Annotated in this window: 14 protein-coding genes and 1 tRNA gene; 5 read left to right on the top strand and 10 right to left on the bottom strand. The window is 61.3% G+C overall.

Annotation, left to right across the window (positions count from 1 at the left end):
• Positions 1 to 234 precede the first annotated feature (234 nt).
• Positions 235 to 3,933: a PAS domain S-box protein gene (locus tag AC1DUU_RS00175; protein ID WP_476781381.1), complete on the bottom strand. Its 3,699-nt coding sequence runs from the start codon at positions 3,931 to 3,933 to the stop codon at positions 235 to 237.
• Positions 3,934 to 4,174: 241 nt separating this feature from the next.
• On the opposite strand from AC1DUU_RS00175, the gene AC1DUU_RS00170 reads away from it, so the two are divergent.
• Positions 4,175 to 4,633, top strand: coding sequence for a phasin (locus AC1DUU_RS00170; RefSeq protein ID WP_476781380.1), 459 nt, complete (start codon positions 4,175 to 4,177; stop codon positions 4,631 to 4,633).
• A gap of 254 nt (positions 4,634 to 4,887) precedes the next feature.
• Positions 4,888 to 4,964 (top strand) — tRNA-His (locus tag AC1DUU_RS00165).
• 235 nt (positions 4,965 to 5,199) lie between these two features.
• Here AC1DUU_RS00165 and AC1DUU_RS00160 read toward each other — a convergent pair.
• The 7 genes from AC1DUU_RS00160 to AC1DUU_RS00130 all read right to left on the bottom strand — a co-directional run bounded on the left by AC1DUU_RS00160 (position 5,200) and on the right by AC1DUU_RS00130 (position 13,370).
• Complete coding sequence (locus tag AC1DUU_RS00160) at positions 5,200 to 6,864, bottom strand: arylsulfatase (RefSeq protein WP_476781379.1); 1,665 nt, start codon at positions 6,862 to 6,864, stop codon at positions 5,200 to 5,202.
• Between the two features lie 779 nt (positions 6,865 to 7,643).
• Complete coding sequence (locus AC1DUU_RS00155) at positions 7,644 to 7,955, bottom strand: hypothetical protein (RefSeq protein ID WP_476781378.1); 312 nt, start codon at positions 7,953 to 7,955, stop codon at positions 7,644 to 7,646.
• 164 nt (positions 7,956 to 8,119) lie between these two features.
• A complete protein-coding gene (locus AC1DUU_RS00150; protein WP_476781377.1) occupies positions 8,120 to 8,938 on the bottom strand; it encodes an ABC transporter permease in 819 nt (272 codons plus the stop codon).
• 1 nt (position 8,939) lies between these two features.
• Entirely contained in the window at positions 8,940 to 9,851 is a 912-nt protein-coding gene (locus tag AC1DUU_RS00145) for an ABC transporter permease subunit (protein ID WP_476781376.1), read from the bottom strand.
• A gap of 8 nt (positions 9,852 to 9,859) precedes the next feature.
• On the bottom strand, positions 9,860 to 10,999 hold the full coding sequence (locus AC1DUU_RS00140; protein WP_476781375.1) for an ABC transporter ATP-binding protein: 1,140 nt from the start codon (positions 10,997 to 10,999) through the stop codon (positions 9,860 to 9,862).
• Between the two features lie 65 nt (positions 11,000 to 11,064).
• Complete coding sequence (locus AC1DUU_RS00135) at positions 11,065 to 12,165, bottom strand: polyamine ABC transporter substrate-binding protein (RefSeq protein WP_476781374.1); 1,101 nt, start codon at positions 12,163 to 12,165, stop codon at positions 11,065 to 11,067.
• 245 nt (positions 12,166 to 12,410) lie between these two features.
• On the bottom strand, positions 12,411 to 13,370 hold the full coding sequence (locus AC1DUU_RS00130) for a DMT family transporter (RefSeq protein ID WP_476781373.1): 960 nt from the start codon (positions 13,368 to 13,370) through the stop codon (positions 12,411 to 12,413).
• Between the two features lie 252 nt (positions 13,371 to 13,622).
• On the opposite strand from AC1DUU_RS00130, the gene AC1DUU_RS00125 reads away from it, so the two are divergent.
• Both AC1DUU_RS00125 and AC1DUU_RS00120 read left to right on the top strand, forming a co-directional pair.
• A complete protein-coding gene (locus AC1DUU_RS00125) occupies positions 13,623 to 14,171 on the top strand; it encodes an NADPH-dependent FMN reductase (RefSeq protein ID WP_476781372.1) in 549 nt (182 codons plus the stop codon).
• On the top strand, positions 14,168 to 15,403 hold the full coding sequence (locus tag AC1DUU_RS00120) for an MFS transporter (protein ID WP_476781371.1): 1,236 nt from the start codon (positions 14,168 to 14,170) through the stop codon (positions 15,401 to 15,403). Before AC1DUU_RS00125 ends, AC1DUU_RS00120 begins: the two co-directional genes overlap by 4 nt.
• A gap of 25 nt (positions 15,404 to 15,428) precedes the next feature.
• On the opposite strand, the gene AC1DUU_RS00115 is transcribed toward AC1DUU_RS00120, so the two are convergent.
• Positions 15,429 to 16,940 carry a S41 family peptidase gene (locus AC1DUU_RS00115; RefSeq protein WP_476781370.1) on the bottom strand — a complete coding sequence of 504 codons (1,512 nt, stop codon included), beginning with the start codon at positions 16,938 to 16,940 and terminating at the stop codon, positions 15,429 to 15,431.
• 156 nt (positions 16,941 to 17,096) lie between these two features.
• Here AC1DUU_RS00115 and AC1DUU_RS00110 point away from each other — a divergent pair, with 156 nt between their 5' ends.
• Complete coding sequence (locus AC1DUU_RS00110) at positions 17,097 to 19,148, top strand: putative bifunctional diguanylate cyclase/phosphodiesterase (protein ID WP_476781369.1); 2,052 nt, start codon at positions 17,097 to 17,099, stop codon at positions 19,146 to 19,148.
• 3 nt (positions 19,149 to 19,151) lie between these two features.
• On the opposite strand, the gene AC1DUU_RS00105 is transcribed toward AC1DUU_RS00110, so the two are convergent.
• Positions 19,152 to 20,594, bottom strand: a complete 1,443-nt coding sequence (locus tag AC1DUU_RS00105; protein ID WP_476781368.1) for a helix-turn-helix domain-containing protein — start codon at positions 20,592 to 20,594, stop codon at positions 19,152 to 19,154.
• Positions 20,595 to 20,612 lie beyond the last annotated feature (18 nt).

The raw sequence follows: 20,612 nt of genomic DNA, 5'->3' as shown, positions 1-20,612 counted from the left end.
CAAAGGGGTCAAAGTCCCTCGAGGAACAAGTCAAAGCCTCGGTTTCGAGGCTGTCTCCCCTATGGTCATTGTGAGACTTCCAGTCAAGTTTAAAGGCCAATCTTTTCAATAGTTTAGAATTATTCTAAACTGGATTGTTTCGCACCGGATTCAATGGCTTGTTCAACAAATTCTAACAATCGCTGAGTCGGGCCATGCCAATGTGCACAAAATGTCGCACCCTGCGGCCTCGCGTTATTCGGCGAGCACCCGCGTCGAGGGGAATGTCACCTCGACCAGAGTGCCCTCGCCCGGCGTCGATGCAATGGCAAAGCGGGCGCGATTGGCCTCGACCATCGCCTTGGTCAGCGGCAGGCCGAGCCCGGTGCCGTCGCCGCGCGTGCGCTTCAGCGAATTGATCTGCTTGAACGGTTTCAGCGCCTGTTCGATCTCGGCCTGGCTCATGCCGATGCCGGTGTCGCGTACCCGCATGACGATGTCGCCTGATGTCTCATAGGCAGTGGAAACGATGACCTGGCCGCCGGCCTGGGTGTAACGCACAGCATTAGATAGGATATTGAGTGCGATCTGGCGGATGCTGCGCCGGTCGGCAACGATCTCCGGCAGGCGCGAAGCGAAGCTCGAACGAATGATGACACGCTCGCGATTGGCTTGGGGCTGCATCATGGCGACGGTCTCGGCCAACGTGTCGTTGAGCGATACCGCCTCATAGTCCATCTCCTGCTGCCCAGCCTCGATCTTCGAGATATCGAGCAGGTCATTGACCAGCGATAGCACGTGATTGCCCGAGCGGTTGATGTCGCGGAGATAGTCGCGGTAACGATCGTTGGCGACGGGCCCGAATTTCTCATCGACCATCAGTTCGGAAAAACCGATGATGGCATTGAGCGGCGTGCGGATCTCGTGGCTGATACGGGCGAGGAAATCGGACTTCTGCGAGGACGAGCGCTCGGCCAAGGCGCGCGCCTGGGTCAGCTCTTCCTCGGCACGCTTCCACTGGGTGATGTCGCGAACCACGGCGCAAAAGCCGCTCTCGTTGGGCAGACGCCCGATGGTCATGAACAACGGGATGAAACGCCCTTGCGACTCGCGGCCGATGACCTCGCGACCATCGTTGAGCACGCTTGCAACGCCGTGGTCGGAAAGGCCAACGAGATAGTCGCGCGCGGCGCGTTGGCTCTCGATGGCGAAAAGCGAATAGAACGGCTTGCCGGTGACTTCATCGCTGTCGAAGCCAAACAGAGCTTCCGCAGGTCGGCTGATCGAACGAATGGCGCCATCGCGGTCAATCAGCACAACACCGTCGGTCGCTGTGTCGATGATGGTGCGCATCTCGGCGAGGCGCTCTTCGAGTTCGACGACCTGCTCGGAAGCATCGTCGATATCGTCATCGCCGCTGATGCGGCGCACGACCAGCATCAACGCCTTGCCATCCTGCCACGGCACGGACCGAAGCACCGCCTCGATCGGAAACTCCTCGCCGTCGCGGGTTTTCAACCTGAGGTCATGGTCCGAGCCCGGTTCGTCGCCGTAGCTTTCGGCAAACAGCGCGTCGAGGCCACCGGCCTGCGCCAGTTCATCTACAGAGACGTATCCGGTCAGGTCGAGGAACTCGGCGTTGGCGTAGTGGAGCACATCGCCGGCATGGATCAGCACAGGCACCGGTAGTTGTTCGAGAATCGGCGCGTCGACAGGGGTGTCGCGCCCCGCAGCGAAGGAAGGAATGACGTCTTCGGTGCGCAGAGGCGGCTTTTCGGGCTCGTCGCGGTCGACATCGGCCTGTTCAAAAGTATCAGATGGACGGACGGACGACAGCGTAACGATCTCTGCGCTCTCGGTCCCCAATTGCTCGACAGGTGCCGGCTCAGTCGCAGGCGTTGCGGGCTCGGCGGTTTCAGGCGTCGGCAGACGTGCTTCAGGCTCAGCAGCCACAGATGCATGCTCGGCGATTTCAGCAGCGGCGGCTTCCGAATAGGCCGCGATCTCGGCCGATGCTGCTTCGCCATTCTTCTCGGTGTCCGACTTCTCCGCCGCGTGGGCGTCGCTGACCGCTGCGGACGCCGGCTGCTGCCTTGCGGCCACGATCTCGTTTGCTCGCTTCAACTTTTCGCCGATTTCGCGGAACGCGCTGCGCTCGACGCTGGAAAGCCCCTTGCCATTGGCAGGCTCTTCCACCGTTGCCGGCCGATGTTCGGCAAGCCGGATCACCTTGTCGGAATAGCGGCGGTCATGCGTGGGTCCGACCTCAAGTGCTGGCACTTCACCGGCAAAAGGATCTGCGGGAGCCTCGGCCCCCTCAGGAACCTCCTCGACAGGCGGGTGCGGTCTTTCGGCTTCCGGCTGCCTGGGTTCTGGTTGCTTGGCCTCGGGCTCTACCACATCAGGCAGGCTGGCTTGCGTGATGGGCGATTCGACTACGGCGGGCTCACCAGCGGAAGGCCGCTCGGCGATGTCTGCGACTTGCGGCCCTGCTTCTTCGGCATGTTTGCCGTTGGGCACCAGCGCCAGGCCGATACGCTCATGATCGAGGACGGCTTCTCCGGGGCGCGCAACGCCGAAGCCGCGAAACCCTTCGAACGTGCGGTCGCGGCCATAGACGGGCAAGGCGGCAAGATCGACGGGAATGCGCTTGTCGGAGCCAGCGACCGGCCACAGCACCGAGCGGCCGGACCAGGTGTCGCGGCGCTGCAGGAGGCCGGCGATTTCGCCTGAGGGGTCGAGCTCGAAGGTATTCGACACATCCTGGAAGCGGCGTCCGACGACATCGGCGGCATGTTCGCCCACGACTGCAGCGAATTCGGGCGAAATCGCGCTGAAGCGGCTTTCGGCGTCGGTGCGCCAGACGAAGCGAACCGGCGCGACCGAGCGGTCGGTTAGCGGTTTTGCCTGTGCCGGCTGGGATTGGGTCGGCAAACCCTCGGCGGCCGCTACTACTGCGGCAAGCTCCTCGACAGGCTTCAAGGTCGCAACCGGCTCGACAACTGGTTCAGGGAGGGGAGCCGGCTCATCGGCTGGCACCTTAGTCACCGCAGATACAACAGGTGTTTCAGCCTGCTTTGCAGCCATCGCCCGAACAGTGGCACCAGCCTGGCTTTCACGCTCCTCGGGACTGAAATACCAATGATCGTGATCGTGATCGGCATCCCCCTGAGGATGCACTGTTGTTGGCGATGGTGCAGGCGCTTCGTCGCGCGGGCGCTCGCTGGGCGCGGTGGGCGCCATCACCAGAGGCGCGTCCACCTCCTGGCCGGCGTCGTCCATCGCCTCGAGGCGCTCGTCGACGACGACAAGCAGGTGCCGCGCTGGGTCGTCGGTCAACCGCGCCAGCCCGGCCGGCAGGTAGCCGCCTGTGGCGGGGATCGCCCGCTTGATGATGCGGTCACGCTCGCGAGCCACTGATGACACCAGTCCGGCAAGCGTGGAGGTGGCAATGCCAAGTTCGGCAAAGCCGTCGGTCGCAGCTTCAATCTCGCCGCCGCCATCGACAAAGGCGAGAAAATGGCCCGGCTCGGTGAAACCCTTGATAGCGTTTGCAGCAATGTCCCTTGAGCCGCGCGAGCTGGCTTGAGCTGCGGGCACCGCAAGCATGATTGCGGTTGCGCCATCAGGCAGCCGAACCGAGCTTGCCGCCAAGGCGACAGCACTGCTGGTCATGCCGGATGCCACGCGAACCATGATCGAGCGGTCGCGGCCGATCTCGGGGAACCCGGAGGTGGCGGCGATTTGCCGGCGGGCGGCCATACCCAGACGCGCGGGCGCGCCGATCACCGCATCGATGTCGTCATAGCCGAGCACGGCAGCACCGGGACCGTTGGCCCAGAGCACCTGCTCGAGATCGACCGACAGAACGACGATAGCGTCGCCGGCAGCGAAACGCTGCCTGACACGATCGACCACCGCGACGTCGATGAAGGAATAGGCTGCTGACGGCATTCACATAACCCGCAAGGCACGCATTCTCGTAATTAATGCTTTGTTAATAAAAGCCGTCATCGCCAAGGTCTAGCAAACAGGTGGACCCTAGCGGCATTATTCTCGCCACGTGGTTAACCCCGCCGGACGGAAATGGTGCACTGCAACATAGATATTGCAATGCACCATAAAATGCCCTATATCCAACATGCGAATAAACGAGACGGGTGACAACACCCCGTCCAGTCCACAGGGTGAGACAATGTCCAAGACCAAGACCGCAGAATTCGCAGATACCATTGAAATGCCGAGCTTTGACGTTTCCAAGGCCTCCGACCAGTTCCGCGTCTTCGCCGAAAAGGGCGTCGAGCAGTCCAAGGAAGCTTATACCAAGCTCAAGACCGGTGCCGAAGAGGCGCAAAAGACCATCGAGACCAGCTACGAGACCGCCCGCAGCGTGACTAACGAGCTGTCGCTCAAGGCGATTGCCGCCCTCCGCACCAATGCCGAGACCGGTTTCGCGCATCTCGAAGCTCTGGCCGGCGCCAAGACGCTGTCGGAAGTCATCGAGTTGCAGACCTCTTATCTGCGCGRCCGCGTCGAGCAGACCGTCGAACAGGCCAAGGAATTCCAGGCTGTTGCCTCGAAGGCCGCCGAAGACGTTTCGAAGCCGGTCAAGACCGCTTTCGAAAAGGCACTGAAAGACCTCAAGGCCGCCTAATAGCGCCTGAACAGATACCCGGCGGGCGGTTTCCTCCTCCCTCTGCCTGTCGGGCGAAGCGGCCAGCACCTCCTCCCGCTGGTCATTACAGGAAAAGGCCGGCTCCTCCCGCCGGCCTTTTTCTATTTTTCGCGGCGCCGAAACGCCGGATATCAAGGACTTCCCACAGGCAGCGCAAATCGCCGCAGTGGAATATGCGCAAAGCTCTTGAAATGCGTTCGAAGAGTCCGTATTGACGCCGCACCAACAGGTACGCGGTTGTAGCTCAGTTGGTTAGAGCGCCGGATTGTGGATCCGGAGGTCGGTGGTTCGAGCCCACCCAACCGTACCATCATTTTTCCCAGTCAAATCAAAGCAATACGTGCGCAAGGGCGCCAGCTACCGGCAATTCCATGTTGCGACTGGCAATCCTTGGCTTTCAAGGGTTTTGACCCGACCATCAGCAGATGGACACCACATCCTTGCTGCTTGGCTTGGCTGACCGTTACAAAGACCGGAGATGTGCACGCCCCATGCTGGGCAAGCGAGGAGGGCGAACTGATTCGCCCTCCTTGCCACTGGCAACCTTATCGAGGCGCCAGCCCCTCAAGTTCGTTCAGTCTCTTCAGTGCGGCCTGCTGCTGCAGCCATCCGTAGTTGATGCCACCAGCATTCAGGGAGCTTCCCGTCTGGAACGGGAACTGATCGAAATCGGAGAAGAACTCCTTGATCTTGCCCTGGATGGGCACCAGCAACCATATGTTGCGCCCAAGGAATTCCATGGCGCCACCGCCCTCCTCGAGCCCCCGTTCATAGGGGTCCATGCGCAGGTTGGTAATCAGAGCCCAGCTCGGAATCTCGCGCGTCGCTGTGGCGATATTGCCGTGGCTGGCTATGGCGAAACTAAGCTTCCAGTCGTTCCAGCGGATCGCGTTGAGATTGCCGCCCTGATCGAAATAGTAGACGGCATCGCGCGGCGGCGCCTTGGCCTCGCCCTTGAGGAGTTCGGTAAGGTCGTAGCCGTCGAGATGGACCTTGAAAGTCTTGCTGCCGGCCTGGAAACCGGTCTTCATCTTCTCCTTGACGTCGGGAAGACCAGCTGCGGTCGCGAAGGTCGGCAGCCAGTCCATGAGCGTCACCGGTTCATTGATCTGCGTACCCGGTTTCACGACACCCGGCCAGCGCACCATCATCGGGATGCGCATGCCGCCTTCCCAAGTGGTTCCCTTCTCGCCGTGGAACGGTGTAATGGCGCCATCCGGCCACAGCGCGATTTCGACACCGTTGTCGGTCGTATAAAGCACGATCGTGTTCTCGGTGATGCCGAGGTCATCGAGTTGCTGGAGCAGCTGGCCGACATGTCCGTCATGTTCCACCATGCCATCGGCATGGATGCCTTTCCCGGTCTTGCCTAAGGAATCCGGCTTCAAATGCGTGAAGATGTGCATGCGGGTCGAGTTGAACCAGACGAAGAACGGCTTGTCGGCCTTGGCCTGTCGGTCGATGAAGTCCTTGGCGGCGGCCAGGAACTCCTCGTCGACCGTTTCCATACGCTTGGTGTTGAGCGCACCGGTATCCTCGATCTTGCCGTCAGCACTCGACTTGATGACACCGCGAGGACCGAACTTTTTTTTGAACTCCGGATCTTTCGGATAGAAATAACCTTCTGGTTCTTCCTCCGCATTGAGATGGTAGAGGTTGCCGAAGAACTCGTCGAAACCGTGATTGGTCGGCAGGTGTTCGTCGCGATCGCCAAGATGGTTCTTGCCGAACTGCCCGGTGGCGTATCCCTGTGACTTCATGACATCGGCAATCGTGGGCATCCACTCCTGGATGCCGTGCGGATCGCCCGGCATGCCGATCGTCAGGAGCCCGGTGCGGAACGGCTCCTGCCCGAGTATGAACGAAGCGCGCCCAGCCGTGCAGCTCTGCTGGCCATAGGAATCGGTGAAGTTCGCGCCCTCGGAAGCGATGCGGTCGATGTTGGGCGTGCGGTAACCCATCAGGCCCATCGTGTAGGCACTGATCTGGGGGACACCGATGTCGTCGCCAAATATGACAAGGACGTTCGGTGGCTTGCCGCCTGCGGTCGACGCCTGTTGTTGAGCCTGTACTTTGGTCGTTGAGGCTATCGAGCCCACGACACCGGCTGCCGCCAGTACCGTGCCCCCAAGAAGCACGTTGCGGCGGCTTACATTCCCTGCGGCAGTTTCATCGCTTTYGGTGGAAACATCGTTGCGAAACACGCTCATTTTCTACTCCTGCATGATTGCGACTTTCGAATGCACGTGAACAAAGCCCCCCTCTAAAGACAAGTTTCGGCAATCGAGGGTTGCTTCCCCAACGTGAAGCTTATGGCGGCATCGGCAAGAGCAAGTTTGGCCAACGCAAATAGCCCCGCCACCTCTACGGCAGCGGGGCGTGATGACGAAGTATTCCTCCAAGTCTTGAACGTTGCCCCTTACCGGCGCACACCAATGCAAAACGGCGCGTTTGGACACTTAGTTGCCAACGCCAATCGGCAAATCGATTTCCAGGGATTCTGCCGGCCACGGCCGACGATCATGCATAGGTACCGGTGCCGAGATGTCGTGAAGGTGCGGTGGGAGAGCGCCGCTCAAGCAAAGCCGTGGGCTCCCTCCCACCAGTTGCGCCAGCCCCATGCMCCGCAACAGCCCAATTTACCACCTGTGCCAGCGCAGCGCTATCGACGCACGGTTTGTTGATCGTTGATGGAGTGCGAAGGAGACGGCGAGTGGAGCCTCTCGGGCATTGGGGGCTGGGGTAGAGGCCCCACTCACGCATTTTGTTGCCGGCAAATGCGCTGGGTGAACGCACCAGACAACAAAGGCAGCTTAACACCTCGTCCGGGGTATGCGCGAATCACACGTTTGAAGGAGCCTCGATTCAGCTTCTGGTGTCGGAACCGCAACCTGCCCGCTCAGAGCAACAATGCAAAACGGCGCGCTTCGGTCGAAGCGCGCCGTTTTTGTCCCCCAAAGGACAGTTAGTCAGAACTGGCGGGGTGGTGTTACCGGCAAGGAGCCTCGTAGCTCATGGGATTGCCGTTGCGGTCGTACATCGGACGGCCGCGGCTATCCAACTGCTGGTAGCGGCATTGGCCCGGAGCCGTTCCAGCACCGATCATGGCGCCGGCGAGACCGCCGATGACCGCACCTGCAACAGTCGCACCGGTGTTGCCGCCGATGGCCTGGCCAACGAGTGCGCCACCGGCTGCGCCGACGGCACCGCCGCCCAACGCACGTTCCTGCGGGGTGTTACAGGCCGCTGCGGCCAGTGCGACGAAAGACAAAACTGCGGCCGTAGCCATAAAACGTGTCATGTACCCTACTCCTCAAGATTATCGCCACGACGCTATCATGGCGACTTTGGCTTATCCAGTGGCATACCCTTGGAAAACCTGACCTTTTGGGCGTTTCACGACCTTGCATTTCCGTTTTTGGCCGCTTGTGCCCGGCGTTGCTGACGGCAGGGCGGCGTGCCCGCTCACCCTCGTTGCGCGGCCTGCTCGTCGCGCAGGCGCTGGACCTCGCGCTGTTTGTTGACCAGCGAGGCGGCAATGACGCCTATGGCGACGATGGCGATCAGGATGGTACAGGCAGCATTGATCTCCGGCGTCACGCCAAGCCGCACCTGGCTGTAGATCTTCATCGGCAAGGTCGTTGCGCCCGGACCCGAGGTGAAGCTCGAAATCACCAGATCGTCGATGGACAGCGTAAAGGCCAGCATCCAGCCGGAGATGATGGCGGGCAAGATCACCGGCAGCGTGATCTGGAAGAAGGTTTTCACCGGCGGAGCCCCCAGATCCATCGCCGCCTCTTCGAGCGAGCGGTCGAAGGTGACCAGCCGCGACTGCACCACGACCGCAACAAAGCACATCGAAAAGGTGATGTGGGCGAGCGTGAGCGTGAAGAAACCGCGATCGAGCCCGACGGCGACGAACAGCAAAAGCAGCGACAGGCCGGTGATCACTTCCGGCATGACCAGCGGGGCAAACACCATGCCCGAAAACAGCACCCTGCCCTTGAACCGGGTGTAGCGGGTCAACGCCAAGGCAGCGAGCGTGCCGAGCACTGTCGCAAGCGTCGCCGAAATCAGACCGACACGGATGGTTACCCAAGCAGCATCCATCAGGCCCTGGTTGTGAAACAGCGAGACATACCATTTGGTCGAGAACCCGCCCCAGACAGTGACAAGCTTGGATTCGTTGAAGGAAAAGACGACCAGCAGCACGATGGGCAGATAGAGGAAGGCAAAGCCCAAAACGATAGCTGTGATGTTGAAGCGGCTCCAGCTCGAATTCATCTCAGCGCTCCTGTTCCTGAGCGCGGGCCTGCGCCTGCTGGAAAAACATGATCGGCACGACGAGCAGCAGAAGCAGGATCACAGCCACGGCCGAGGCGACCGGCCAGTCGCGATTGGCGAAGAACTCGTTCCACAGGGTCTTGCCGATCATCAGCGTCTGCGAGCCGCCAAGCAGATCGGGAATGACGAATTCGCCCACTGCCGGAATGAACACCAGCAGGCAGCCAGCGATGACGCCGGGCAGCGACAGCGGGAAGGTAATCTTCCAGAAGGCGGTGGTTGGCGGGCAGCCAAGGTCCTGCGCCGCCTCGATCAGCGAATAGTCCATCTTCTCGAGCGCCGAATAGAGCGGCAGAATCATGAATGGCAGATAGGAATAGACGATGCCAATGAAGATCGCCGTATGGGTGTTCAGGATCACCAGCGGCTGATCGATGACGCCGGTGGCGAGCAGGAACTGGTTGAGCAGGCCCTCGGGCTTGAGGATGCCGATCCAAGCGTAGACCCGGATCAGGAAGCTGGTCCAGAACGGCAGGATGACCAGCATCAGCAGCGTCGGACGGATCGTCGCCGGTGCACGTGCCATGCCGTARGCGATCGGATAGCCGACAAGCAGCGCCAGGAACGTCGAGATCCCCGCGATGATGACGCTTGAGACATAGGCGTTGAAGTAGAGCGCGTCCTGCGTCAGCCAAAGATAGTTGTCGAAGCTGAATTCGCCGATTTGCGACATTAGGCCAGAAAAGCCGTCGGAAAGGCCAAGCACCGGCGTGTAGGGCGGCATGGCGATCGCGGTGGTCGACAGCGATATCTTAAAGACGATGAAGAAGGGAATGAGGAAGAAAAACAGCAGCCAGAGATAAGGGACGATGATGACGAGGCGGTCGGTGATGGCCGAGAGGGGGCGTTTCATCTCTCCACCTATCGCGTCAGAACGACGCCGGCGTCGTTGCGGAAGGAGATCCACGCCTTGTCGTCCCAGCTCAGCGGGTCTTCGGTGGCGCGCGTCGCGTTGAGCGAGCTCGCCTTGACCACCTGGCCGTTGCCGAGCTGAACATGGAAGATGGTCATGTCGCCGAGATAGGCGATGTCGTAGATTTCGCCTTCCATGGCATTGTCGCTGCCTTCCGGCTTCTTCGACGATACCTTGATCTTCTCGGGTCGGATGGCGAAGGCGACCTCGCTGCCCGCCGGGGCATCGCCGGCATTGGCGGTGCGGATGCTCACGCCATTGGTGCTGGCGATGGTCGCACCCATGCCGTCACGGTCGGCGACCTTGCCTTCGAACATGTTGATGTTGCCAACGAAGTCGGCGACGAAACGAGATCCCGGCGCCTCATAGACCTCGGCTGGCGTCGCCACCTGCATCACCTCACCCTTGTCTATGATGGCGATGCGGTCGGCCATGGTCATGGCCTCTTCCTGGTCGTGGGTGACGACAACGAAGGTCAGGCCGAGCGTCTGCTGCAAGTCCATCAGCTCGAACTGGGTTTCCTCGCGCAGCTTCTTGTCGAGCGCGCCGAGCGGCTCGTCGAGCAACAGCACCTTGGGCCGCTTGGCGACAGCACGGGCAAGTGCGACGCGCTGGCGCTGGCCACCCGACAGCTGATGCGGCTTGCGCTTTGCGAATTGGCCAAGCTTGACCAGCTTGAGCATGTCGGCGACGCGCGTTTCGATCTCGGCCTTGGGCATGCCGTCCTGCTTGAGGCCAAAGCCGATGTTCTGCTCGACAGTCATATGCGGGAACAGCGCGTAGGACTGGAACATCATGTTGACCGGCCGCCGATAGGGCGGAATACCGCGCAGGTCCTGGCCGTCGAGCAGGATCTGGCCGGACGTCGGCTCCTCGAAGCCGGCGAGCATGCGCAGCAGCGTCGACTTTCCGCAGCCCGAAGCGCCGAGCAGCGCGAAGAACTCGCGCTCGTAGATCGATAGCGAGAGGTTGTTGACGGCGATGAAATCACCAAAGCGCTTGGTGACGTTCTTGAATTGAATGTAGGGCTTGGCGTCAGGCTGGTTCCAGGGCGCAAATTCCCTGCGGATGTTGCCGAGCGATTTCATGTCCCTCTCCGTCCTGCCCCGGTAATAAATCCCGGCGCCCAATGGCGCCGGGACAGTCCCTACAATTATTGCCCTGTGACGATCTTGGTCCAGCTGCGGGTCACCGCGCGCTGGGTCTTGGGATCGTAAGGCGCGACGGTAAAGAGCTTCGCCAGCATCGCCTCATCGGGGAAGATCGCCGGATCGCCAACGATGTCCTTGTCGATGAACTGCTGCGACGCCTTGTTGCCGTTGGCATAGAAGATGTAGTTGGACGCCTTGGCCGCGACTTCCGGCTCCATCATGTAGTTGATGAATTCGTGCGCTTCGGCAACGTGCTTGGCGTCAGCCGGGATCGCCATCTGGTCGAACCACATCTCGGCACCTTCCTTGGGAATGACGTAGTCGACGACGACGCCCTGATCCGCTTCAGCCGCACGGTCGCGCGCCTGGAAGACGTCACCCGACCAGCCAACGGCGAGGCAGATGTCGCCATTGGCGAGCGCGTTGATGTATTCCGACGAGTGGAACTTGCGGATCGACGGCCGCACCTTGAGCAGTGCTTCCTCCGCCTTTGACAGATCGTCGAGCGCCGTCGATTGCGGCTTGAGACCGAGATACATCATCGTCGTCGGAATGATGTCAGTTGGCGAATCCAGGACATAGACGCCGCAATCGGCCAGCTTGGCGAGCTGTTCGGGCYTGAAAACGACATCCCAGCTGTCGATCTTGTCGACACCGAGTGCTTCCTTGATCTTCTTTTGGTTGTAGCCGATGCCGACCGTGCCCCACATGTAATTGACCGAGTATTCATTGCCGGGATCGTAGGCGGCGGTTCGCTCGCTGACCACGTCCCACATGTTGGCCAGATTAGGCAGCTTGGACTTGTCGAGCTTCTGGTAGACGCCCGCCTGGATCTGGCGCGCCAAGAAAGGACTGGCGGTCGGCACGACGACATCGTAGCCGCTGCCGCCGGCAAGCAGCTTGGTTTCAAGGATCTCGTTGGAATCATAGACGTCGTAGACGACCTTGATGCCGGTTTCCTTGGTGAAGTCTTCGATGATCGAGGAGTCGATGTAGTCCGACCAGTTGTAGACGTTGACGACCCGTTCCTGGGCGTTTGCGGCGGTCGCGACAATGGCAACAAGGGCTGACGCGGCGGTCAGCCAAAGCGCTCTACGGTTCATGACATTCTCCTTTCACGGACGCGCCCGTCCCGGCAGCATCCTGATCCCTATGCAAAATCGAGTGACGAAGGTAGCGCGCTCCCGCCGGCTTGCCGCGCGGCGCAAACGTTCTGGCGATTTACAGCTGCGGACACCGAAGCCCCGGCAGTGGAACCTGGCAAGATACGCCTGTGTTGTTGTTGTTACCCTCAAGTCGCAGCCTGCCCGCCGGACAGCAGCGTTGTCAATGGTAAACAATGTATTGWTTAATCAGGGACAGGCATGCCCGTCACACCCGGCCTCTGGGGCCTTGCCTGGCGTCTGAACTCCAGTGTCAGATGCACCAGCAGAGCAGTGAAAATGACCGCGCCGCCGGTGATGGTGCGAACCGACGGTACCTCGCCGTGGATGAGCCAGACCCAGATCGGGCCGAGCAACGGCTCGAAGGTACCGATCAGGGCGGCAACGGCGGCCGGGACCAATCTTGCGCCAGTCGCAAAGAAGGCAAGGCCAAGACCGAGATTGATCACGCCGAACGCAAACAGGAAACCCATGTCGCGTGGCGACACGGCAAACGTTGAAGCTTGCAAGGCGGCAAAGGCTGCAGCAATCATGGTGCCAAGGCAGGTGGCGGGTGTCATGCGCACATGGGCGAAGCGCCGGGTGATGACTGTAGCGATGGAAAACGCCACGGCGATCAGCAAAGCAAGCCCGTCGCCGACCGGCGAGACCTGGCCGCTGAACGATTCGGAGACCATGATGGCGACGCCTGAGATGACCGCGAAAATCGCCACCCAGGTGGCGACAGCCACGCGCTCACGAAACAGCACCCAGGCAAACAACGCCGCCAAAAGCGGCACGCCGGCCTGCATCAGAAGGATGTTGGCGACGGTCGTGTAGGAAAGAGCGACGACAAACGAGGTCGAGGCGGTGGCGAAGCATATCCCCACCAACAGGCCTGGCAGGCCCATGTCGCGGAAAAGTTTCAGCGTTCCGCGCAGGCCGTCGCGCCAGACCATGAAGGCCAGCAGGAAGGCCGCGGCCCAGACCGAGCGCCAGAATACCACCGTCCAGCTGTCGGGTTCCTCGATAAAGCGAGCAATGGCCCCGCCCAGGCTCCACATCAGTGCCGACATGAACACCAGGAATACGCCGAGACGCTCCTCGCGCCGCGAGACGTGCGGTGTAGCGCCTGTTGGCGACGGCGGAGCGGCGAGATCTGTCATGGCGCTAATCTCGACGACTTGCGAGCGGCACGATGCGCTCTAAACGACTGGGGCTTGTGCGTTCGCGTAACGTAAGGCTGCCTTTGTGACGAGGTCCAGCGCTCCGATCCCGTTGTGGCACGAGCAAAGCTGCACTGCCGAGCCGAAACGCCAGACGCCGTTTTCAAAGTTTCAAATTAGCGCTTGACCTCAATATTAGATGAGGTTTTACAGACGGGGCTCCTGCAAAAATGAAACGGAGCCACCCCAAAAATGCCTCAGAAAATCAAGCTCGCCTTGATCTATGGCAGCGCCCGCGAAGGCCGCTTCTGCGACACCGTCGTCGATTGGGCCGCAACCGAGATTCGCGGCCACCAGCAGTTCTCCATCGACCTGATCGACCCGCGCGAGCTTGCCAACAATCGTGCCGATATCGCGCGCCGCCTGGGCGCGGCCGACGCGTTCATCGTGGTGACGCCCGAATACAATCACGGCTACACCGCCGACCTCAAAGCACTGATCGACGCCCACAGCGTGGAGTGGCAGGCCAAGCCGCTGGCTTTCGTGTCGTATGGTGGCATCTCCGGCGGGCTGCGGGCCATCGAACAATTGCGCCTGGTCTTCGCCGAGCTTCATGTCGTGGCGATCCGCGACACTGTGAGCTTTGCCTTCGCCTCGAGGAGGTTCGACACCTCAGGCGCGCTGCTAGAACCGCGAGACGCACGCAAGGCGATGTCGGTTCTGCTCGCGCGCCTGCAATGGTGGGCGATCAATCTTCGTGATGCCCGTACCAACACGCCCTTTATCGAGGTGGCGGCATGACCATGGCGCAACAGGTTCAGGTCGTGCGGGCAAATCCCTTTCCCGACAGCCATGCCGGCCGCAATGCCACGCTGCTGCTCATCAGCACGCTGACCATCATGTCAGGCGCGACCATATCGCCGTCGCTGCCGGCCATCGAAAGCCACTTCGCTGGCAGCGGCCATGTCCAAATCCTGACCAGGCTGGTGCTGACGCTGCCCGCATTGTTCATAGTCATTTGCGCGCCCTTCGCCGGCGGGCTTGCCGACCGCTTCGGGCGCAAGCCGTTGCTGATCTCGGGCGCTCTGCTTTACGGGCTCAGCGGCATGTCGGGACTGCTTACCGACAGTCTGGCTGGGCTTCTTGTCGGACGCGCTTTGCTCGGCGTCGCGGTCGCTGGCGTCATGACGACCGCGACTGCACTTGTCGGCGATTACTTCTCCGGGCCGGAACGCGACCGTTTCATGGGTTACCAGTCAGCTTTTGTCGGCATTGGCGGACTGATCTTTTTGACCGGCGGCGGCATGCTGGCCGAATTGCACTGGCGCGCGCCCTTTGCCGTCTATGGCCTGTCACTGTTACTAATCCCGGCCGTTCTGGCTTTCATCAATGAGCCTGCGCGCAACAATCCATCCGCTGTGGATGCGTCCACGCAGACAGCAAGCCGCACAGTCTGGCTTGCGGTCATTGCCGTCTACATCGCGGCCGTTCTCAACAGTGTCGCCTACTACCTGCTTCCAACGCAGCTGCCGTTCTATCTCAATGCCATGGGCATGGGCTCGCCAACCGTGGCAGGGCTGGCGATCGGCCTGGGCAACATGATCGGGGCAGCTGTAGCATTGTTTTATGCCACCTTGCGCGCCAGGCTTGGGGTGATCGGCGTATTCGGCCTGGCCTTTGGCCTGACGGCCATCGGCTATGGTCTTCTAGGTTTGACCGATACGCTGGCGACGGTGCTGGCGGCCGCATGCGTGGTCGGGCTGGGGCTTGGGATGATCATGCCCAACATTGCCGCGGCGGCGATGGCAGMCGCAGCGCCCGCAATGCGCGGCCGCGTTGCCGGCGGCATGACGGCGAGTATCTTTGCCGGCCACTTCATCTCGCCCTTCGTCAGCCAGCCGATGATCGCGGCGTTCGGTTTTGCCAACACCTTCCTCTACACCGGGCTCGTCGTAGGCAGCATCGCGATCCTCATCGGCGCAACGACGATCTTGCGTGCACGCAGCTACCAAGCCAACGGAACGGCATTCTAAACCGCCAAAGGTTTGTTTTGACCCTCTATTTGTCTTGTTTCGCCAACCTCAGCACTTCTGACATCACAGCATCATCGCCAGCGGCATAGCTGGCGAAGGTCTGTGCGATTGGAACAGTAGGCAACAAGGAGCCCGCCGCCGTGCCGTAGAAATAGTTCAGGAAAAAACACGTCCCGATCTGTGACAGACGGCAGCCATTTTCCCAATCGTGGTAGGCTGTGGTGTATCGGAAAGCGATCTTGGAGTAGGGCAAGATCGTTGTACCGCCCTCTCCCCAGGATTGGGCTGCGTCCCCCATCTCCTCGCCGATCAGCACGGCACGCTGGCCCGAGTAATATTTCAGCCGCGACGCGATGCTGATTGCCGCCGAGAACGTGTTGCCGCTGGTCAGAATGAATATCTGCCCATTCGGCACCACCTCAGGCAGCAGTCGCGAAAAATCGGTTGCGAGCAGATAATTGCCGCCCGGACTGAACCGCAGATCCACGACAGCATGCTTGACCTCGCGTTTGCCGGCCTCAGCAAGCAGTTCTGCGAGATAGTCGGAGATCGGGGCCTGCTCTTGGTCGCGGAACCGGTTGAGCTGCACGTAGAGGATATCGTCCGCTTCCAGATAGCTGTGCCAGGAATTCTGATCGGGGCGCGAGAGATAGCCAGGCGTTTCAACACCATCCAGGACATGGACCCATGCGGCGTCACTCTCATTCGCCACGACCGGACTTAGATCCCGCTTTGGCCACACGGTTCTCGGCAAAGGCTCACCTTTGGCTGGCAATGCAGCAAGCGTGCGCTCGATCTCGGAGCCATCAGCCTTGCGAACGCGAAACTCGCTTTCGGTCGGCTTGCCCGCCAATTTGGCGGCGTGGAGCAATTCAGGCGAAATCATGAAATTCGGCGAAAGCTCGCGTGCGTATTTGTCGGTGCCACCGACATATGGGCGCAACGCTTTGACCAGTTCATCGGGCGACTGGCCATTCACCGCCAGGATTTGCGCACCCACAAGATCGCGATGCTCGCTGGTGGCGCGGACAACGAAAAGACCGTCTGCAAACCAGCCGAGACGCAGCGGAACGGCATTGAAGCCTTGTCCGCCGGCAAGGCCCAGGACATTGGTGTGACCGTTTTGGGCAAGGGCGACCGCCTTCGCTGCTCCCATCGCCAGTGCGGGCCGGTCGAGTTCGGAGGCTCGGGTAGTGAGTTCGTCAAGCGCTTGGCCAAAGGCTTCGCTGGTTTGAGCCGTAAAGCTTCGTTCGATCATCTGCATATTGCGAAGATGGGCCAAATCCTGCGTGTTCTTGTCAGCCAAAGAATCCCCGGTCGATATATCCAATGACGGATAGGATTTGAAAACCGGATACAGGATGAAGCTGAGCGGCAACACAACGACAATCAGCAACGCCACAACCGCGAGCGCACCGCGCTTCAGCCACCGCTTCCTCTTATGCCCGACATCAGAACTACCCATAGCCACCTCTCCAGATACTGTGCCATCGCCCGATCTGGAACAGCACATGGGTGGGGAAGCCACGCCATTCAATTACCTGGCACATCAACCCCGCGCCCTACCCCAGCGTGAAGAAACGGATCGGCAATGTTTGGCCTCGATAAGGGCAGTCGAATTCTTTGAATCCGCGCACCACGCCTGTCGAAAACGATCCCAATTCGTCGGGCCGAGKCACGCAAGGAACCGCACATGATGACCGTACTCAACTGCCTCGTCACCGAACATGATTACCGCTTCGTCGCCGCGGCATTGGTCATCTGCGCCGTCGGCTGCGTGGTATCGATGCGATTGTTTTCGCGTGCCCGCAATGTCAGGCGCGCCAAGCATGCGGCTTTCGTCTTCATGGCCGGCGTCGCCGGCGGCATGACGATCTGGACAACACATTTCCTGGCGATGCTGGGCTTCACCCCCAGTGTCGAACATGGTTTCGAGCCGAACTTCACCGTGCTTTCGCTGGCCTTTGCGATCGCCACGTCGATGGCTGGCTTCCTGATCGCCGCCAGTCTAGAGCGTGGCTGGATGATCGAGATGGGCGGCATCATCATCGGCGCCGGCATTGCGCTGATGCATTTTACCGGCATGCGCGGCTTCGTTGTGGCCGGCACGGTTTCTTACGATCCGGCCCTCGTTGCCTTTTCTATCTTTGCTGGTGCCGTTCTCGGAATGCTGGCGACCAACCGCATGGCACGGGGAACCTCGCGCCGCAGCCAGTATATCGGCATCACCGCCCTTATCCTGGCGATCGGCATGATGCATTTCACCGCGATGGGCGCGGTGCAGATCACGCCCGACCCGCGCGTCGCGGTCCCTGGCCAACTCATGTCCGACAGCGTGCTTGCGATCCTGGTCATTGCAGTCACCGTGCTCGTGGTGGTGCTCGGCGCCGTCACGCACCTTGCCGAAGAACAGGGCCAGCAGGACGCCGTCGCGCACTACAGGCATCTGGCCATGCACGACCCGCTGACCGGCCTGCCCAATCGTGCCGCCATTCGCGACGAACTGCCGATGCGGCTGAATCAGGCCGGCGGCACGTCGCTGGCATTCATCGCCATCGATCTCAACCGCTTCAAGGAAATCAACGACGTCTACGGTCATGCGGCGGGCGATGCGGTGTTGAGCCAGACGACAGCACGCATGCGTTCGGCACTGATCGACGGCGAGTTCTTTGCCCGCATCGGCGGCGACGAATTCATCGCGGTGAAACCGTTCACCCGCGAGAACGAGGTCGAGGAGTTTGCCGCGCGCATCAGCGATGCCTTTTCGCGGCCCAATGAACTTGGCAAAGCGCGCTTTTCGACCAGCGCCAGCATCGGCATCGCTGTCTACCCCAGGGATGGCGACAGCATCGACGAGCTGACGATGCGCGCCGACCTTGCCATGTACCGTTCGAAAAAAGTGCCTGACGGTAGCTGGTGCTGGTTCGACGCGGATGCCGACGAAGACGGCCGCAGGCGCGGACAGATCGCGATCGGCCTGCGCAGCGCTGTCGCCGACGGTTCGCTACGCCTGGTGTTCCAGCCGCAGATTGCGATGAAGAAACGCGAATTGCTGGGCTTCGAAGCCCTGCTGCGCTGGACCAGCAGCGCGCTCGGCGAGGTCGCGCCCTCCGATTTCATCCCGGTGGCCGAGCAGACCGGCATCATTGTTGAGATCGGCGACTGGGTGATGGTGCAGGCTTGCCAGGAGGCAACCCTGTGGCCGGCACCACTGGGCGTGGCCGTCAATGTCTCGCCGATCCAGTTGATGCGCCCCAATTTCGCCGAGCGTCTCAAGGAGATTTTGGCCGAGACCGGCTTGGCCCCCACCCGCCTCGAAATCGAGATCACCGAAACAGCGCTGATCGAAAATCCCGGGCAGGCGCTCCATATCCTGCGCCAGATCAAGGCCCTGGGCGTTCGGATCGCCATGGACGATTTCGGCACCGGCTACTCGTCGCTGTCGACGCTGTTTTCCTTCCCTTTCGACAAGATCAAGGTCGATCGCAGCTTCCTCAACGCGCTTGGCCGGCAGGCGCAGGCAACCAGCGTCATCGAGACAGTCATCGAGCTTGGTCACAAGCTGTCGATCCCGGTGCTGGCCGAAGGCGTCGAGACCGATTTCCAGGCAGCGTTCCTCAAGGATCGGCGCTGCGACGAGGCGCAAGGCTTCTTGTATGGGCGGCCGCTCGATTCCGGCACCGCGCGTCTCCTGGCCCACACCGGCCTGGGCACGGATGAGACTGCATCCAGACTGATCGCCTGATGTCTACTGGAAGTCAAAAGCCGAGAGCCCCGTCACCATCTCGTCGAGACCAAGAGGGCGGGTGATCGGCGGTTCGGCGCGCGACAGGCATCCGGAACGCTCGCAAAGCCGGCAGGCCGGGCCAATCGGCGTCGCGGCGACCGCGCCTGGCTTGGCGCCGACGGCAGGTGCGGGCAAAGCTGCGCCATAGACGATCTCGTCGCGGAAGGCGATGTCGCAGCCAAGCAGGATCGCGGTGCGCCGTGGCCGCTCGCTGAAGGCGCCTTGCGGACCCTCCAGCGTTCGCGCAACGCACAGAAACTCGGCGCCATCGGGCATCTCGACCGCCTCGACAAAAATTTGGCCGGGCTGGGTGAAGGCGGCATGCACCGGCAGTTTGGGGCACCCTCCGCCGAAGCGGCTTTGCGGGAAGCCCTGCGCGCCCGCCTTGCGGAAGCGATTGCCGGCATTGTCGACCTCGAGCATGAAGAACGGCACCGAAGACGCGCCGGAGCGCTGGAGCATTGTCAGCCGGTTGGCGGCCTGCTCGAACGACACGCCGAAGCGCGAGCGCAGCACGTCGACATCGTAGCGCGCGCGCTGAGCGGCTGCGAAGAACGCCTGATAGGGCATCATCAGCGCATGTGCGGCGTAGCGGCCGAGCTCGAAACGGGCGAGCCGACGCGCCTCGTCCGACGTCAGCTTCAGCGCCTGGATCTCGGCGGCGACGGCCACCTGCATGCGGATGAGGCTCGCCTCCATCGCCACTTCGCGCAGCTGGTCGAAGGGTGACAGCCGCTCGGACAGGAAAAGACGCTGCGAATGGCGGTCGTAGCGTCGGCGCCAGTTGGGCATGGTGGCGACCGGCAGCACCTTGACGACGATGCCGTGCTCGCGCCTGAGCCAGGCCTTCAGCGCGCCAAACAGATCATCGCCTGGGTCGAGCAACGTCGTGAAGGCCTCCGCCTCCTCTTCCAGCGAGGTAAAATGATTGGGCCGGCGCTCGAAGACCTCATGTACCTCATCGATCGGCAGGCGCGCGCCTGACAGTGCCGTCGTGTGCCCTTCACGCGCTAGCAGTTCGGTGAGATCGGACAGACGCTCGGCCTGCTCGCGATAGGCGCGAAACAGCTTGATCACCGCCGCCGCCGCATTCGGCGCTGCCTCGGCAATCTCGACCAGCTCCTGATCGCCCGGCAGTTCGCCGGCCAAAAGCGGATCGGCGAAGACCTCACGAAGCGAAGCGATCGAACCGCGCGCCTCGCCCTGAAGCTCCTCCGGCTCGACCTTGTAAACCGAGGCGAGCTTGAGGATCAGCTGGACCGTCAGCGGCCGCTGGTTGCGTTCGATGAGGTTGAGATACGACGGCGAAATGCCAAGCCCCTCGGCCATCGCCGTCTGGGTCAGGCCCTTTTGGTTGCGGATGCGTCGGATGCGCGGTCCGGCGAAGATTTTCTGCTCGGCCATCGGCTTTTACACCATTTT

This window comes from Aminobacter sp. P4_H6_2, assembly GCF_056400805.1.
This window is presented reverse-complemented; position numbering and strand designations above follow the sequence as displayed.